The organism is Panacibacter microcysteis (assembly GCF_015831355.1).
In the GTDB taxonomy this organism is placed as follows: Bacteria; Bacteroidota; Bacteroidia; order Chitinophagales; family Chitinophagaceae; genus Panacibacter; species Panacibacter microcysteis.
Window position 1 is genome coordinate 751,829 of record NZ_JADWYR010000002.1, and the last position, 18,188, is coordinate 770,016.

General features: G+C 43.0%; 9 protein-coding genes. 8 read left to right on the forward strand and 1 reads right to left on the reverse strand.

Going from position 1 to position 18,188, the window contains the following annotated elements; genetic code table 11:
• The first annotated feature begins 28 nt into the window (after positions 1–28).
• The 3 genes from I5907_RS15050 (at position 29) to I5907_RS15060 (ending at position 4,463) form a co-directional block, all read left to right on the forward strand.
• Positions 29–772 carry a head GIN domain-containing protein gene (locus I5907_RS15050; protein ID WP_196991635.1) on the forward strand — a complete coding sequence of 248 codons (744 nt, stop codon included), beginning with the start codon at positions 29–31 and terminating at the stop codon, positions 770–772.
• A gap of 424 nt (positions 773–1,196) precedes the next feature.
• Positions 1,197–3,575 (forward strand): ABC transporter permease, encoded by a 2,379-nt coding sequence (locus I5907_RS15055; protein WP_196991636.1) that lies wholly within the window; start codon positions 1,197–1,199, stop codon positions 3,573–3,575.
• Positions 3,576–3,962: 387 nt separating this feature from the next.
• Positions 3,963–4,463: a hypothetical protein gene (locus tag I5907_RS15060; protein ID WP_196991637.1), complete on the forward strand. Its 501-nt coding sequence runs from the start codon at positions 3,963–3,965 to the stop codon at positions 4,461–4,463.
• A gap of 14 nt (positions 4,464–4,477) precedes the next feature.
• On the opposite strand, the gene I5907_RS15065 is transcribed toward I5907_RS15060, so the two are convergent.
• Positions 4,478–4,933 (reverse strand): DUF1801 domain-containing protein, encoded by a 456-nt coding sequence (locus I5907_RS15065; RefSeq protein WP_196991638.1) that lies wholly within the window; start codon positions 4,931–4,933, stop codon positions 4,478–4,480.
• Between the two features lie 375 nt (positions 4,934–5,308).
• Between I5907_RS15065 and I5907_RS15070 the strand changes: the two genes are divergently transcribed.
• The 5 genes from I5907_RS15070 (at position 5,309) to I5907_RS15090 (ending at position 18,103) form a co-directional block, all read left to right on the forward strand.
• Complete coding sequence (locus I5907_RS15070; RefSeq protein WP_196991639.1) at positions 5,309–7,738, forward strand: ABC transporter permease; 2,430 nt, start codon at positions 5,309–5,311, stop codon at positions 7,736–7,738.
• Between the two features lie 96 nt (positions 7,739–7,834).
• Positions 7,835–10,237: an ABC transporter permease gene (locus I5907_RS15075; RefSeq protein WP_196991640.1), complete on the forward strand. Its 2,403-nt coding sequence runs from the start codon at positions 7,835–7,837 to the stop codon at positions 10,235–10,237.
• Positions 10,238–10,535: 298 nt separating this feature from the next.
• Positions 10,536–12,950: an ABC transporter permease gene (locus I5907_RS15080; protein ID WP_196991641.1), complete on the forward strand. Its 2,415-nt coding sequence runs from the start codon at positions 10,536–10,538 to the stop codon at positions 12,948–12,950.
• A gap of 232 nt (positions 12,951–13,182) precedes the next feature.
• Entirely contained in the window at positions 13,183–15,579 is a 2,397-nt protein-coding gene (locus I5907_RS15085) for an ABC transporter permease (RefSeq protein ID WP_196991642.1), read from the forward strand.
• A 205-nt stretch (positions 15,580–15,784) separates the two neighbouring features.
• Positions 15,785–18,103: an ABC transporter permease gene (locus I5907_RS15090; RefSeq protein ID WP_196991643.1), complete on the forward strand. Its 2,319-nt coding sequence runs from the start codon at positions 15,785–15,787 to the stop codon at positions 18,101–18,103.
• Positions 18,104–18,188 lie beyond the last annotated feature (85 nt).

The window sequence follows — 18,188 nt, forward strand, 5'->3', positions numbered from 1 at the left end:
TACCAATTATTGAATACAAACTTATACTATGTACAAAATAAAATGTTCGCTTGCTGCCATGCTGTTGTTTGTGGTTAGCACCTTGTCTGCGCAAAAAGTTTATAACGTGGAAGCTTTCGATAAAGTAATCGTGAGCCCGCATATACAAACAACATTCGTGGAAAGCAATACAGAGTCTGTAACGGTTGAAAACAGCAAAGTAGACGAAAACAAAATACACGTGGAAGTAAACGGAAAAACATTGCGTGTTTACCTCGACGGCGCCAAAGATTATACAAAGAATGAAAAGAACTACGACAAGGGTTATGAAGAAAAAAATCCTTTATACCGCGGCACCGTTTTGATCGTAAAGATCTCTTACAAAACACTTACTGATCTTTCATTGCGCGGGGAAGAGAAGCATATTTGTGAAAGTCCGTTAAAAGGTGAAAGCTTCGACCTGAAGATCTATGGAGAAAGCGATGTTACTTTGAACAGTGTGGATTTTAAAGAAATGAATACAACGATCTACGGGGAAAGTAACCTGCGTATAAAAAACGGAGCAATTGCCGACCAAAAATATACAGCCTATGGAGAAGGAGTTGTAAACAGCCTCGACGTAAAAGGCACAACTGCAAAAGTGGTTGCATATGGAGAAGCTGAATTTTCATTGAATGTAAAAGACCGTATAAAAGTTACCGCATTTGGTGAGGCCGCTGTTCATTATAAAGGAAGCCCTGTAATAGATAAAGGTTTGCACTTTGGCGATCTTGTGATCAACAGGATAGACTGATCATTTGTACAGGCGTTCATCACCGTACAAAAGGTGTCCGATATCGGACACCTTTTTGTTTTACAGTGGCTTAGCAGCTTAAAAATCAAATTGTTACACAGTGGCACAGCAGTTGAAGTTTTTATGCCGGCCTGCCTTTACATACAGTACAAATGCAATAAGCAATGAAAGCTTTTGTGTGTTCACCCGCTTCGTTACCGTTGTATGTAGAGGAAAAAGCATCGTTGCTGCTTAAAGAGATACAGTACAAGTGAGTGACACAACAGGCGATGCCACCTGCAGGGGTGCCGGTACAACAGACATGCAAGATCGCCTGTGTTACCGTTTAAATCCCGGAAGCTTTATGCATCAGGGGTAGTTCAGTAAATAAATATTGTCCCAGCCTTAACCGCCAAACAATCGTTTATTACTAAACAAACACATTATGTTTACCAGCTTTGTAAAAATTGCGTGGCGTAATCTTACACGCCATAAGGCATTTTCCTTTATCAATATTACAGGACTTGCACTGGGTATAACCTGCAGTTTACTCATCATGCTTTGGGTGCAGGATGAAAAAAATGTTGATGCATTTCATGCAAACGGCAGCCGTATATACCAGGTGTATGAACGAAATTTCTATGATGGAAAAGTGGATGCAGGCTACAATACACAGGGGTTGCTGGCAGAAGAGCTGAAACGCGTGGTACCCGGTATTCAATATGCCAGCGGCCTGGAATCTGCATCGCCACCAGGCACCGGTAATACCTTTGATGCGGGGAAAGAGATTGGTAAAGCTGCCGGTTTTTTTGCAGGGCCCGACTTCTTTACCATGTTTAGCTACCATTTGCTGGCAGGCAATAAAGCAACTGCATTAACAGAACCAGCCTCGGTTGCAATTTCTAAAACAATGGCGGAACATTATTTTGGCGATGCGCAACAGGCGATTGGCAATACCATCCGTTTCGATAACAAAGAAGACTTAAAAGTAACTGCAGTGTTTGAAGATGTGCCTGCCAACTCATCTGTAAGGTTTGAGTTTTTACGCGCCTGGACAGACTTCGTCAAACAAAATGAATGGGTAAACAACTGGGGCAATACAGATCCTGTAACTTATGTACAACTGCGTAAAGATGCCGGTGCAGCAGCAGTTGAAACAACGATCAAAGATTTTATTTACCGCTATACAGAAAAGAACAGCAACTGGCGTGTAGAGCTTGCGCTGCAACCATACACCGAAAAATACCTGCATGCCACCTTCCAAAATGGATATATAGCCGGTGGCCGTATAGCATATGTAAATGTATTTACGTATGTAGCCATTTTTATTCTGCTTATCGCTTGTATCAACTTTATGAACCTTGCAACGGCCCGTTCTGTCAGGCGTGCAAAAGAAGTAGGTTTACGCAAAGTGGTTGGTGCAAACAAAAGCACGCTCGTGCTGCAGTTTACCGGCGAAGCATTGCTGCTTACAGCGTTTGCCATGTTGCTGGCACTTGTATCTGCAGCGCTGTTGTTACCTGCGTTCAATGCACTTACGGGAAAAGCGCTTGCATTGCCCGTATCAGAACCGTTGTTCTGGGCAGCCATACTGGTAATGCTTGTGGTAACAGGTGTTGTTGCGGGCAGCTATCCTGCCTTGTTCCTCTCGTCGTTAAAGCCTGTAAAAGTTTTAAAGGGTTCACTGAAGTTTAGCAATGGCGCAGTACTATTTCGCAAAGGGCTGGTGGTGTTCCAGTTCACGCTCTCCATTATGCTTATCGTTGGCATGATGGTTATTTACCGGCAAATGAATTATATACAGTCAAAGAATATTGGTTACGACAGGGAAAACCTCGTGTACATCCCCATAGAAGGCGACCTTATCAAAAATTACAGCGTATTCAAACAACAGGTACTGCAACTGCCTGGCGTGGCAGATGTTTCTAAAATGCGCAATTCGCCAACAGTTATAGAACACCATACCGGAAGCATAGACTGGCAGGGTAAAGAACCGAATGTAACCATTTCATTTGCTGATGCGGTGGTGGGCTACAATTTTACCAAAACAATGAAACTGCAAATGGCTGCGGGCCGCGATTTTTCGCCCGTCTTTGGTGCAGACTCCACCAGCTATATTTTAAACGAAACGGCTGTTGAAAAAATGGGCCTGCAAAATCCTGTGGGGCACAAAGTTTCCTGGGGCGGGAGAGCGGGTACGGTAATCGGTGTGCTTAAAGATTTTCATTTCAGCAGCATGCATCAAACCATTGAGCCGCTTATTGTAAGGCTCGATGATAACTGGCCCTGGGGTACGATCCTTGTCCGCACAAAAGCCGGCAACATCAAAGAAACCATGGCAGGCCTGGAGAAAATATGTAAAGAAGTCAATCCAAAGTTTCCGTTTACTTACCAGTTTTCAGATATTGCATTTGCCGGTCTTTACAACAGCGAAATAATGGTTAGTAAATTATCTGATTACTTTGCCATACTTGCTGTCATCATCTCATGTCTTGGCCTGTTTGGCCTGGCCACGTTTACCGCAGCGCAACGCACCAGAGAAATTGGTATAAGAAAAGTCATCGGCGCATCTGTTGCAAACATCATCGCCCTGTTATCAGGTTCTTTCTTAAAACTCATTGTTGTAGCTATTTGCATCGCGTTTCCGCTATCTTGGTATGTAATGAATAACTGGCTGCAGGGCTTTGCTTATAAAATTTCACTCGACTGGCAAATCTTTGCCGGCGCTGCATTTGCAACGATTGCAGTGGCGCTTGTTACGGTGAGTTACCAGAGTATAAAAGCCGCAGTGGGCAACCCCGTAAAGAGCCTGAAAACGGAATGATGCATAGAAAGGTGAAGGGGTGAAAGGTGAACAGGCGGGATCAGTAAAACGTTGAAAGGTATATTAAGCAAGGCTGTTAAGGTTCCGGGCTTTCGTGTAAAAAGAAATGGGTGAAATACATTTTGGTACCCGGCTCCTGTACATGCATGAAGCTTCTGTTGCGTCGCACTCTTGTACTGTAAAACACTATGCAGCATCGCTCATGGCATGCTAACAGCGCAGCAATAACACCTGCATTGAAAACAAAAATTATTATACCGGTAAACAAGACAACAGCGGCATTTGTTATAAAGAAGTCTCATAAGTGGAATACACATAATATTCTGCTTAACGGGCCCTTTTTCCAAAGGGCCCTCATAATTATTATTCATTCAATATTTTTGCCGCATGAACAGGAACGTTTTACCATTTTCTTTGCTATGCATAGTTGGCTGCTTTTTGATAAGTGCATGTAATACGCCTGTAGTGTATAAAAAGAAAGACCCCGTAACCGCCGGCAGCGTAGACTATAAAAAAGAAGACTTGCAAAAAATAAAATGGATTGCCGGAAAGTGGAAAGGTATGGATGGCGATAAACCTTTTTACGAGATATACGAGTTTGTCAACGACAGCACTATCAAAATTAGCAACTACGAATTGAAAGACGGTTCCACTGACAGTACCAATTCTTATACAGACACTCTTTTCTGGCAGGATGGTTTATATTTCCTGGGCGCCAATAAAGACTGGGCAACAGGTTTAATAGCAGATTCTGTAATACAGTTACAGCCCAACAGCGACCGTATTCACAACGACATAACCTGGCAGCTAAAAGCAGACGGCAGTTGGGATGCCTTGCTTACCTCGCCCAAAGGTGTGAAGATCTACCATATGCAGAAGGCAGATTGAGGAATATAAACAGGCTACTTTTTATAATTCTTTTCGTACATGTCTATCCATTCCTGCACGGTCATTTTTGCAGCCAGCTCACCAATAAGATCAACAGGAATAAGTTCAGGTTTTTTAAACCGCACACAGCTTTTGCCCATATCCAGTTTTCCTTTTACACGTTTTCCATATTCATCGGTAAACCAGTTCAGCAGTGCGGGGCTCGCATACATGCCCATATGGTAAATAGCGATAAAGTTTTTCTGGGAAGCAATATTCATAAAAGGTAAAGGATCTTTTGTATTGCAATGGTAGCCCGCCGGGTAAAGTTCGTGCGGAACAACATAACCGATCATACCGTAACTCATGGTTTCTTTAAAACCTTTTGGCAGGCGCTTTTTTATGGTTTTGCGCAGTGCTTCTATGGCCTGCCTGCGGTCTTCGGGTATTTCTGATACGTATGCATCAACAGTTGTTGCGTTTGATTGCATGATAATGCCTTTTTTTTGAATGAGGAGTTGTGTAAACTTACACGATTCATAACAAAAGTAGTAAAACACCAAAAGGTTTTACCATACTGCTGTTGCTTTTGCCTCGTGATTGGGGCAAGGTGTATCAAACCAAAACAGTGATTGTATCAAAACCGAACACCTGTATCTTAAAGTGTGTATCAATTAACTGATAATCAGTAAATTATATCGTGGCACCAATTTTTGTTTTTAAATTGTACTGTGCCGGAAATGGTTTTAAGCACAGCATGACCAAACCGGGTGCTGAAGCTGAAGAATGAACAGGAAGATGCAGTGTGCGACGCAACAGGTGATGAGTAATATTACAAATGCCGGGTACCAAAAAAACTTCTATGTATGTTTAGAAACTATTTTAAAACTGCTGTACGAAATCTCTGGCGCAACAGGCAGTTTTCTATCATCAATGTTGCAGGGCTAACGCTGGGCCTCGCTGTTTTTCTTTTTATAATGCAATATGTGGCAGCAGAGTGGAGCGCCAACAGGTACAACAAAAATTACGATGTTTTATACAGGGTAAATTACCATCATAAAGCAGGCCCGGTAGATTACTACAACGCACCAGGTCTTGCACCGCTGGCAAAAAGGCAAATACCCGAAATTGATAATTATGTAAGGATTGCAGATGGTATAGCTGCCGGTGTTGTTACTTACACTGCGCAGGATAACAAAGACAATAAGGTATTCAGGGAGCCTAATATGATGTACGTGGATGGAAGTTTCCTGGATGTGTTCTCATTTCCGCTTATTGCAGGCAGTACATCTTTATGGGAACCAAACAGTATAGCACTGAGCGAAGAAATGAACAGTAAACTGTTTGGTACAACACGGAGTATTGGCAAAACTGTAACCATAAGCAACCAGTTTGGTAATACACTGTATACAGTAAAAGCTGTATATAGCAACCCGCAGGAAAGTGATATAAAATCTGAAGCCCTGCTTTCATTACAAACACTTGAGAGCGCCGCCAATCGTGATGGTAATGACTGGGCAGACCCTAACGGCGTTCAATCTTCCTTTACCAACATCTACATTAAACTGAAAAGCGGCGCAGACCCCGCTAAAGTGGAACGGAGTATTACAGCGTTTGTAAACAGTGCCGATGCGCAAACAAAAGGCGATGACATTGTTTTACAGCCATTCAGTGCATTGCATCTTGCTCCTTCACTGGATTATCCTTATCAAACTTTTGGTAACCTTTTAATGGTGCTTGTTTTTGCCGGTGTAAGCTTACTGATACTGGTAATTGCGTGGGTTAACTACATTAACCTGTCTACAGCCCAGGCGCTTAACCGCGCCAAAGAAGTAGGTGTAAGAAAAGTGCTGGGTGCAAGCCGCAAACAACTGGTATTTCAATACCTCGCAGAAACATTTATTCTTACATTGATCAGTGCTGTAATTGCTATATGCCTGGTGAGTATTTTTCAACAGCCCTACAACGATTTTGTAGGAAAATCTTTAAGCCTGTCGGTGCTGAACAATACATGGTTTTGGCTGGGAGGTATTGCGCTCATTGTAGCTGGTACGCTATTGGCCGGCAGCTACGTTGCGTTTACATTAACATCCTATAAACCGATCAACACTATACGTGGTAAGGTGGAAAAGGTGAACAACGGGTTATCATTACGCAAAGGCCTGGTAATTTTCCAGTTTACTGTATCGATCATATTCATCATTTCTACTGCTATCCTTTACAAACAACTGCGGTATATGCAAACAGAAAAACTGGGAATGAACCTTGACCAGTTATTGGTGATACAGGGGCCCACCGTTTCCAGCGAGGACCAGGCAGAAAAAAATGTATCGTTCAAAAATGCATTGTCGCAATTGTCTTTTGTAAAAAAACAGTCAGCCAGCAACAATGTGCCCGGCATAGGTTATAATTTTTCGACAGAAGGTATAACAAGGCTGAATAATCCGCAGAAAGACGACGAAAAAAAATCTTACTCCATGTTTATCTGCGACCAGAATTTTTTTGATACCTGGGGCATCGGGTTTTTGCAGGGAAGAACTTTTAAGAAAGAAGAGGCGGAGCGTAGCTGGAACAATGTAAAGAGTGTAATCATAAATGAAAAAGCCGCACAGCAGTTTGGTTTTGATACAAAGCAAAACATCATTGGCCAGAAAATAAACTGGGGCGAGCCCTACGAAATTGTAGGAGTGGTAAAAGACTATCACCATCTTTCACTGAGAGAACCCATCCGGCCAACGATCTACCTGGGGTCCGTCTCGTATAGTTTCTTTACCGTACAAACAGACGAAAGAAATATGCAGTCGAAGATTGAAACAATCAAACAGCTTTATAACAGTACATTTCCGGGTAATCCATTTGAATACTTTTTTGCAGATGATAAATATGACCAGCAATATTTTGCTGAGCAAAAGCTGGGAAATGTATTTATTACAGCGGCAGTTATTGCCATCTTCATTGCCTGTCTTGGATTGTTCGGTCTTGCTGCGTTTTCTGCGCGTCAGCGTGTAAAAGAGATCGGTATAAGAAAGGTGCTGGGTGCCAGTGTAACCAACATTGCCGCTTTACTTTCCAAAGATTTTATCAAACTGGTTATGGTGGCCATTATTGTTGCTTCTCCGCTTGCATGGTGGGCCATGAGCAAATGGCTGCAGGATTTTGCTTACCGCACTGCCATAGACTGGTGGATATTCCTCGTTGCAGGCATCATCGCAATAGCTATTGCGTTGCTTACCGTAAGCCTGCAGGCGGTAAAGGCTGCCATGAGCAATCCCATAAAAAATCTACGCACCGAATGATGCCGTGGCTTATATAAAAACATAAACACCTGGCGGTAATAGAACCGCCGGGCTTTATTAATAAATAATATTAACTACCATTTCATACCGCTTACTATGTTCAAAAATTACCTCAACATTGCTTTCAGGAACCTTGCACGGCACAAGGTGTACTCCTTAATAAACATTGCAGGCTTAAGCATCGGGCTTGCCTGTTCTATGCTGATCATATTGTACGTAAAGGATGAAGTGAGCTATGACCAGTTCCACAGTAATGTCAATCACATTTACCGCATCGTAAGCAGGAACGAGCGAAACGGGGAAGAGCGATATAACAGTAATACCGGTCATCTGCAGGGTCCTCGTTTTAAGCAAAACGTACCGGGGCTGGAAACCTTCGTAAGGGTACAGTCGGGCATGGAAGATGTAAAGCTGGGGAATGAAATTCAATCTCAGTCTTTGTTGTTTGTAGACTCGTCTTTTTTCTCCGTATTCAGTTTTCCGCTGGTAGAAGGCAACCCCAAAACATGTTTAACAGAACCGCACTCAATCGTGTTGTCTGAAGACGAAGCTAAAAAGCAGTTTGGCAACACCAGCGCATTGGGCAAAACAGTAATGGTAAAAGAAGATTCCACATTTGTGCCTTATAAAGTAACCGCCGTTTCGGAAAGATGCCCGCAGAATTCTTCGATCAAGTTTGATGTATTGTTACCCTTCCGGTCAAATGAGGCAGATGCTGCAAACAATGATAACTGGTATAGTTACTTCCTCAACACGTTTGTTACGGTTAACCCGGGTTCAAATGTTGAGGCCGTGGAAAAGCAGATACAAAAATTCTATATCAAAGATGCGTCTGCAACATTTACTGCCTTGAATTTAAAATATGGCGGCCCGCCGGATGCAAAGATGGAAACATATTTCCTGCAGCCTTTTACAGACATGCACCTGAATACACAATTGCCTGCGCAGAATGGTTTAAGTAACCAAAGTAATCCTGTGTATTCTTATATTTTGTCAGGCATTGCCTTATTCATCCTGCTTATTGCATGTATCAACTTTGTTAACCTTACTGTTGCACGTTCTGTAAAAAGGGCGAAGGAAATAGGTATAAGAAAAGTAGTGGGCGGCGACAGGCGCCAACTGATTACACAGTTCCTGGGCGAATCGTTTGTACTTTGTTTCCTGGCTTTTGTTATGGCGATAGTGCTGGCCATAATTGTACTGCCCGTATTCAACGACCTGGCCAATAAAAAACTGGCGTTTTCTTACCTGGCCGATGCCAGGCTGGTAGTTGGTTATATTGCTTTGTTTGCAGTTACATCTTTGCTGGCAGGGTTTTATCCTGCGCTGGTATTATCAGGGTATAAACCTGTTGAAACATTGTATAGCAAGTTTACGCTGCGCGGCAAGAATTACCTGCAGAAGTCGTTGGTGGTTTTGCAGTTTGCGCTGGCATCTTTTCTGATCATTGCCACATTCACCGTTTATTCGCAGTTTGATTTTTTAACACATACAGACCTTGGCTACGATAATACCAATATTGTAAAACTCCAGGTAAACAATCTTTCGCACCAGAAAGCTGCTTTGTTTAAATCAGAGTTGCTTAAAAATGCCAATATTGTGGATGCTGCTGCAAAAAACGGAGGCTCCTGGTTTACGGGTGCAAAAATTGCAAATGATTCATCCATACAGTTTGCGTACGAAACGATTGATGAGCATTATCTGCCAATGCTTAAAATACCGATCGTCCAAGGCCGTAATTTTTCAAAAGATTATCCGTCAGATTCTATATCATCAATTTTGGTCAATGAAGCATTTGTAAAAAAAGCCGGCTGGAAGAACCCAATTGGTGAAACAGTGAACTTTTTTTATAACAATAATGAAATCTACCGCGTAATAGGTGTGGTAAAAGATTATCATTATGCTGCGTTGAATGATACGAAGATCGAGCCGCAGGTGTTTACCATGAAAAACAGCAACGATTACGGGCAGGTAGAAGTAAAGATCAAACCGCACACTGCCACCGAAGCGCTGAAGTTCCTGCAATCAACCTTCCGGCAGTTTTTCCCTATGAGCCCTTACCAGTATGTATTTAAAGATGAAGAATATTTAAAAAGCTACGAGGCAGAAGAAAAATGGAAACAGATCATTTTGTTTGGCGCGGTACTCACCATCTTCATCTCATGTATCGGTTTGTTTGGTTTATCAGTTCTTTCTGCAGAAAAACGCACCAAAGAAATTGGCATCAGAAAGGTGCTGGGCGCTTCTGTACAGAGTATTGTTACCGCTTTATCAAAAGACTTTCTTATACTCGTGCTCATTGCATTGATCATCGCTGTGCCGTTTGCATGGATTGCCACAAACAAGTGGCTGGAAAAATATCCTTACCGTATTTCATTAAGCTGGGAACTCTTTGCAGCCTCGGGTTTAATGGTTATCTGCGTGGCATTGTTCACCATTAGTTTCCAGTCAGTCAAGGCAGCCATGTCAAACCCTGTAAAGAGTTTAAGAACAGAGTAGTGAACGGTAAATGGTGAAAAGTGAAGCATTATGTACCGGGCACCCGTACAAGCATGAAGCATCGTTGCGTCGCACTCTTGTACTGTTGCACCTATACTGTACAGGTGCGAAGACCAAAGCGAAATTTGCACCTTGTTGTTGTGTAAGTGAACAAGACCTGCACCTGGAGTTGCTGCTCAATGTTCCCAAAGTACAAGTGAGTGACACAACAGGCGATGACCAAAGATCTGATAGCTGGTTTCAAACATAAAAGATCATAACCTTAACCAAAAAGTTATCATCAAAAAAAATTACTATCATGTTTAATCTCTATTTGAAAACAGCCTGGCGCAATATTAAGAAGAACAAACTCTTCTCATTTATCAATGTGCTTGGTTTGTCGATGGGTATTGGGTTATGTTTTATTATTATGTTGTATGTGCAGGATGAACTTAGCTACGATCGTTTCAATGAGCATGCAGATAACATTGCAAGGGTGATATTCAAGGCAGAAGTAAATGGTGGCAAGATAAATGAAAGTGTATCCATGCCGCCGGTGGCGCAAACAATCAAAAAAGATTTTCCTGAAGTGCAGGAAGCTACACGCATCAAAGATTTCGGACGTTCAAAGATTACCTATAAAGACAAGGTGTTTAAAGACGACAGGTTTGCATTTGCAGACGCAAACATCTTCAGCGTTTTTACTTTGCCAATGGTTGAGGGCGATGCAAAGACTGCTTTGAAAAATGCCAACAGCGTTGTGATAACTGAGTCAACTGCCAGGAAGTATTTTGGTACAGAGAACGCTATTGGCAAAGTAATTACAGTTACCGCACACGATAACCAGCCGTACACCGTAACAGGTGTTATAAAAGATATTCCTGCCAACGCACATTTTCATTTTGATATGTTTGGCGCAATGAGTGGCTGGACAGAGGCTACATCAGATTCGTGGATGTTTGGCGGCTACCATACATACCTGCTCCTGCAACCACATACAGACATTGCAAAAGTGGAAGCACGTTTCCCGGCCATGGTTACAAAATACATGGGCCCGCAAATACAGCAGCAGATGGGGCTAAGCCTTGCGCAGTTTCAGCAGAAGGGTAACTCACTGGGTTTTGTTTTACAGCCGCTCAAAAATATACACCTCGATTCTTATACCACCACTGAGTTTGAACCGGGTGGCAACAAAATGTATGTATACATCTTTGCCGGCGTAGCGCTTTTTATGTTGGTTGTAGCCTGTATAAATTTTATCAATCTTGCTACCGCTGGTGCTACAAAAAGAGCAAAGGAAGTGGGCGTACGCAAAGTAGCCGGTTCTGACAGGTTTCAGCTTATCCGCCAATTCCTGTTCGAATCAGTAGTACTAACCGCAATGGCACTGGTGCTGGCATTTATGCTGGTAAAGATTGCGCTACCCCTGTTCAATGAACTTGCCGGTAAAAATTTGTCATTCGATGTACAACCAGTTCTGGCGTTTATAGCGCTTGGCTTGCTGGTTGGTGTACTTGCCGGTTTGTATCCTGCGTTTTATTTGTCTTCTTTCAAACCTATTGCTGTGTTAAAAGGCAGGCTTGCTACCAATAACAGGTCGTTTGGTTTGCGTAGCGGCCTCGTGGTTTTCCAGTTCTTTATTTCTGTTGGCCTTATCATCGGCACCATTGTGGTCTACCAGCAGATGAAGTATATCCAACACAAAGACCTGGGCTTTAGCAAAGAGCAGCTCATCAGCATTCCAAATTCTTACATGCTGGGTCAGAATGAGCAGGTATTTAAACAACAGTTGCTGCAGGATCCGCGTATTGTTAGTGCCACAACCTCATTTTACAAACCTGTAGGGCCATCGGCTTACAACAATGCACTGGCCTACCCGCAGGGAAATGATAACGCCGTGGTCAATGGCGTGGATTTTCATATCGACGAACAATACATACCAACAATGGGTATGCAAATGATCAGTGGCAGAAATTTTTCCAAAGCATTTTCAACAGATTCGTTGGGCATCATTCTCAACGAAACTGCTGTAAAAAATTTCGGCTGGAACAATACCACCGCGCTAAATAAAATTGTGGTGCGCCAGAACAGCAACAGGGGAAATAACATTCCTTACCACGTTATCGGCGTGGTCAAAAATTTCAACTTCAGATCATTGCATGAAAACATTTCTCCATTGTTTATGACCCTCAACCCTGAAAGTGGTTTGATCTTTAAAATAAAGACCGCTGATGTGCAGGGTTTGCTGGCAACAATGAAAAAGAACTGGGACAGCTATACCACCGAAGAGCCGTTTACCTACAACTTTTTAGATGACATGTTCAATAAGGCCTATGCAACCGAACAAAAAACAGGCGCCATTCTCAACATTTTTTCTATCCTTACCATTTTTGTCGCATGCCTGGGTTTATTTGGTTTGGTAACCTATACGGCCGAGCAACGAACCAAAGAAATAGGCATCAGGAAAGTGCTTGGCGCCAGCGTAGCGCAGGTTACGCAAATGCTTTCAAAAGAATTTCTGAAGCTGGTACTCATCGCATCGCTGGTGGCATTCCCGGTAGCATGGTGGGCAATGAACAAATGGCTGCAAAGCTTTGCTTACCGCATAGAAATAAGCTGGTGGGTTTTTCTTGTTGCCGGTTTTGCTGCATTGCTCATTGCATTGCTTACGGTTAGTTTCAAAGCAGTAAAGGCTGCGCTTACCAACCCGGTAAAAAGTTTAAGAACAGAATAAGCATTCATGAACAGCGAATGATAAAAAATATTACAACAACTTTCAAAGTCTCTGACCTTCGGAGAAGGCGTAGGCGTGAGGTGTATGTACCAAACAGCAGCATAAGCATTAAGCATCGTTGCGTCGCACTCTTGTACTGCTGAAGCGCTATTGGGCAAACGCGAAGATCGAAGCGAAAAACTGAACAAACTATCTGAAGCTGGTTATAATAAACGTGTAAATTTCTAATGCTATGTTTAGAATTTTTTTAAAAACTGCAGTCAGGAATATTAAGAAAAACAAGTTGTACGCAGCCATAAACATATTGGGTTTATCTGTTGGGTTAACAGCCTGTTTACTGATCGGCCTTTACATTCAGCATGAACTGAGTTACGACAAATTCAATGCAAATGCCGACAGGATTGTACGTGCTACCATGGAGTATGGCCAGGCCGGCACAGTAAACACAACAGCCACCACCGGCACCAAAGTAGGCCCCCAGTTTAAAAGAACATTTCCTGCAGTGGAAGAATATGTAAGAACCTATCTCGGGCAAAGCGTGATAAAAAATGGCGATAAAATATTCGAGGAGCCGCGTGTATTGTATGCCGACCCTGCATTTTTCAAAATGTTTTCTTTCAGCATTGTAGCGGGCAATGCAGGCGCTGCATTGGATGCGCCGGATAAGATTGTACTGACAAGGTCAATGGCACAAAAATATTTTGGCAGTGAGAATGCCATTGGAAAAACACTTACAGCGTTGGGTAAATCGTGTACTGTTTCGGCCATATGCGAAGATGCCCCGCAAAACTCACAGATCAGGTTTGATTTTGTTACGCAGTTCCTTAACCTGAGAAATGTAAGCGAAGAGAACTGGTGGACCGCCAACTGGATCACTTATTTTCTGGTAAAAGATGCAGCGTCTGTTGCACCCTTGCAAAAGCAGGTGGAAGCTTACATGAAAACGCCACAGGTAAGAACAGAAGCCGGCCTGGAAGGAGCTTCTTACCTTACCTATCACCTGGAGCCTTTAACAACTGTACACCTGCATTCTGCCCTGCCCGGTTTTGAACCCAATGGCAACATAAGGTATATCTATATGTTTGCGGTGGTTGCATTGCTCATACTGATCATTGCATGCGCTAACTATACAAACCTTGCCACAGCGCAATCTGCTGCGCGTACCGGCGAGATCGGTATGCGTAAAGTGATGGGTGCATCTAAAGCGCAGGTATTTACACAGTTTATCGGAGAGTCTGCTGTAATCACCATTATTGCTGCATTCCTGGCCTTTGCCTTATGTATGGTACTGATACCTTATTTCAACCAGCTTACCGGTAAAGCATTTACTTCGGTAATGCTCTTACAGCCTTCTTCACTCATTGGCCTTGCAGTGTTTGCAATAATGGTCAGCTTTTTTGCCGGGTTGTACCCCGCCATACTTTTATCGGGCACGCAGATTATGAGTGTTCTGAAGAAAGGATTCACTTTTACCGGTGGCAATGGCCTGCTAAGGAAAACGCTGATCGTTGTTCAGTTTGGGGTATCTGTGTTTCTTATCATCTATACCATCATCATTATGCAGCAAATGCACTACATGCAAAATACCAATCTGGGTTATAGCAAAGAGCATGTGGTGGTGTTGCCTGCCACGCAGGGCATGGTAAAAGAATTCGAAGCTTTTAAAAGTGCGTTGCAGCAGGTGAGGGGTGTAGAGAGTGTAACCGCGTCTTACGAAACACCGGAGTATGTTGAATGGGGCGATGGCATAACTGCAACAGATGAAAAAGGCAACCACGAAGTTTCGGTAAATGCAATGCCGGTAGATCTGGATTTTATTAAAACCATGAAAATGCAATTGGTTGCCGGCCGCGATTTCCAGCAATCAGATTTTGCAATGATGGATACAACCAATAACAATACAAATTTCCGGCAGCCTTTCATCATCAATGAAACACTTGCAAAAAAAATTGGCTGGAGTGCAAACAATGCCATCAACAAAACCGTTGAAAAAGGAGTGCCGGGCCCGGTTGTAGGCGTTGTAAAAGATTTTAATTTCAGCAGCCTGCATGACGCCATTGGCCCGCTGCTTATATTTCTCGACAGGGATCTTACACGAGATTTTATCGTTCGCATAAACGGGAACGATATGCAATCTACCATACGGCGCCTGGAAGGCTTATGGAAACAGCGTGTAACAGACAGGCCCTTTACTTACCATTTCCTCGACGAAGACTACAACAAACTGTATCTCGCAGAACAAAGAACATCTGCATTGTTTACCGTTGCAGCAATTATTGCCATTGTGCTTGCAAGCCTTGGCCTGTTTGCGCTTGCGGCTTTTACAACCGTACAGCGTACAAAAGAGATTGGCATACGGAGAATATTGGGTGCAGATATAAAAGGCATCACTTTACTGATTGCCAAAAACTTTATTCAACTCGTGGTGCTGGCAATCATTATCGCCGTGCCGCTGGCATGGTGGGCGGGCAATACATGGCTGCAGGACTTTGCTTTCAGAATTCCTGTAAAGCCTTATGTGTTTGTTATGACCGGTGCTGCAACAATTATCATCGCTTTTTGTACAGTAGGCTATCACTCAGTAAAAGCATCGTTGAGCAACCCGGTGAAAAGCCTGCGCACAGAGTAGCGTGGTGAAGGGTGAATGAGGAAGAAGTTAATTTGATTTTAGAAACAGCAACGCTGGCAGTCCGCATCTTGCTGCATAACGTTCCGGAAGTACAAGGGAGTGACACAACAGGTGCTGAATAGCGGACAGAACGGCCACATACCAATAACTATCATTTCAAATACCTATGTTCAGAAATTATTTTAAAACGGCATGGCGAAACCTGATGAGGCACAAACTTTTTTCCTTCATCAATATTTTCGGGCTTTCCCTCAGTTTGCTCGTGTGCCTGCTTATTATGTCGCAGGTATTGGAAGATCTTAGTTATGATACATTTAGCCCCTATGCCCACAATACGTACAGGGTATTGACTAATATAACCGAACTCAAGAACAAAAAGCAATATCAACTGGCAAGTTCGCCGCTGCCACTTAAGGGCGAGTTGCAGCGGAATGAACAGGTGGTGCAATACGCAACACAACTATATCCTGCATTGAAAGGCAATGCAACATTTGAAGGGAAAAAATTACCCGTCAATGCTGCTTTTACAGATGCATCTTTTTTTAAAGTTTTTGGCTTCGGTTTATTGTCAGGCAATGAAGACGATGCACTTGCCGTTACAAATGGCATTGTGATCAGCAAGGCGACTGCGCAGAAGTTTTTTGGTAATGCAAACCCTGTTGGCAAAACACTTGATTTCGGTAAAATGGGTCTTTACCAGGTTACCGGTGTATTAAAAGATAACCCGGGCAAATCTCACCTCGATTTTGATGCTTATGCTTCTATACTTGCAACAGAACAGTTACGGAAAAGTAATGTGTTGCCGGCCTTAAGTGCTAGCTGGAACACCCTGAACGATGGTTACACTTACGCAGTTGTAAAGCCTGGTATAAGCAGCGCTGCTTTCCAGGGTTTGCTCAGCCGCATTCAACAACGGCCCGAATTGAGATCTGCTGAAGGCAGCATTTCTTTCACTGCGCAACCATTGCTGGATATTGTGCCCGGCAGCGATAATATTTACAACGAAATATCCCGTGGCAATGTGTGGGCAAAGGTACTTACGGTTATAGGCGTAGGATTGATCATTTTATTGGCAGCCTGCTTTAATTACACCAACCTTACCATTGCAAGGGCGCTAACAAGAGCGAAAGAAGTGGGCGTAAGAAAAGTTTCCGGGGCCACAAGAATGCAGGTGTTTATGCAGTACATAGTAGAATCAATGGTTATTGCATTTGCTGCATTGTTCTTTGCATGTTGTTTTATTCCCATATTGCAGCCGGGCTTTCATTTTACTGTGCAACTTATGTTGTTTGCAGGTGTGTTCACGTTTATCACGGCACTGGCAGCGGGCTCTTTTCCTTCCTGGATATTATCTGCTTTCAAGCCTGTACAGGTGCTCAAGAATGTGTCTGTACAAAAATTGTTTGGCAATATTTCCCTGCAAAAAGCTTTGATGATCTTCCAGTTCAGTTTGTCCATTCTTGTAGTGATGTTTTTATCGGTCTATTACCGGCAGTTTAGTTATCTCGGTACAATAGACACCGGCTTTACGGCAGCAAATATTATCACCATTCCGGCCTCCGCCAACGATAAGATTTTTGTAAACGAAATAGCAAAGATCAGCGGCGTTAAAATGTTTAACAGGCAGTCAGATGATTTTGGCATAAGAGGCTCGGGCTCTTTGCAGTTGTTTTTAGATAAACCTGTAAATGGCCAGGGCATAGCTGCTGATTATTACTTTGCCGATGCCGGAACGGTGCCACTGCATGGGTTGAAGCTGGTGGCAGGTTCAAATTTTGATAATGATAATGCCGCTGCTGAGTCTGCTGTTTTGATCAACCGGAAAGCTGTTGCTGTACTGGGTTTTAAAGATGCTGCAGCCGCCATCAACAAAACAGTTTGGCTCAACGATTCTACACAGGTGGCCATAATAGGCGTACTGGCAGACTTTTACGATAAAGGTGCAGCAAGAAATATAAACCCGCTCGTACTAAGGAATAATGAAGCCGGTTATAACTACATCAATATTCTTGTAAATGCCGCAGGTAAAGATAAAACGTTACAAGAAGTATCTCGTGTGTGGAAGACAGTAAACCCGCATGCGCCATTTGAATATGAATGGCTCGATCAAAAAATAGCGGCCCGTGAAAACCAGTCCGGGACATACACGCAAATGGGTTTCCTGGCATTTGTTACCATCAGCATTGCTGCACTTGGCTTACTGGGACTGGTTATTTATACCGTAGAAACAAAACAAAAGGAAATAAGTATTCGCAAAGTAATTGGTGCCAGCGTAAACCAGCTAATGTTCCTGCTTTCAAAAGGGTTTGTAAAACTTATTGTTATTGCAGGTCTTATTGCTACACCGGTTGGTTTAATTTTATCGGTGCTGTTCCTGCAAAATTTTCCAAACAGGGTGAGTATTGGTGCCGGCACCGTATTGGTTGGTTTTATTTTTTTACTGCTCATCGGTCTTGTAACCATTTTGTCGAATACATACCGGGCTTCTTCAGCAAACCCGGTAAAGAACCTGAGAGTGGAATAAAAGCATGATGGGCCCGGCAGAAGAATATGCATGAAGCATCCGTTGCGTCGCACTCTTCAGCGCCTGGAGCTTTATTGAACAGGTG

Excerpts from the sequence above, each read along its gene's own strand:
- I5907_RS15050 (WP_196991635.1), top strand. The coding sequence starts at position 29 with ATGTACAAAATAAAATGTTCGCTTGCTGCCATGCTGTTGTTTGTGGTT.
- I5907_RS15055 (WP_196991636.1), top strand. The coding sequence starts at position 1,197 with ATGTTTACCAGCTTTGTAAAAATTGCGTGGCGTAATCTTACACGCCAT.
- I5907_RS15060 (WP_196991637.1), top strand. The coding sequence starts at position 3,963 with ATGAACAGGAACGTTTTACCATTTTCTTTGCTATGCATAGTTGGCTGC.
- I5907_RS15065 (WP_196991638.1), bottom strand. The coding sequence starts at position 4,933 with ATGCAATCAAACGCAACAACTGTTGATGCATACGTATCAGAAATACCC.
- I5907_RS15070 (WP_196991639.1), top strand. The coding sequence starts at position 5,309 with ATGTTTAGAAACTATTTTAAAACTGCTGTACGAAATCTCTGGCGCAAC.
- I5907_RS15075 (WP_196991640.1), top strand. The coding sequence starts at position 7,835 with ATGTTCAAAAATTACCTCAACATTGCTTTCAGGAACCTTGCACGGCAC.
- I5907_RS15080 (WP_196991641.1), top strand. The coding sequence starts at position 10,536 with ATGTTTAATCTCTATTTGAAAACAGCCTGGCGCAATATTAAGAAGAAC.
- I5907_RS15085 (WP_196991642.1), top strand. The coding sequence starts at position 13,183 with ATGTTTAGAATTTTTTTAAAAACTGCAGTCAGGAATATTAAGAAAAAC.
- I5907_RS15090 (WP_196991643.1), top strand. The coding sequence starts at position 15,785 with ATGAGGCACAAACTTTTTTCCTTCATCAATATTTTCGGGCTTTCCCTC.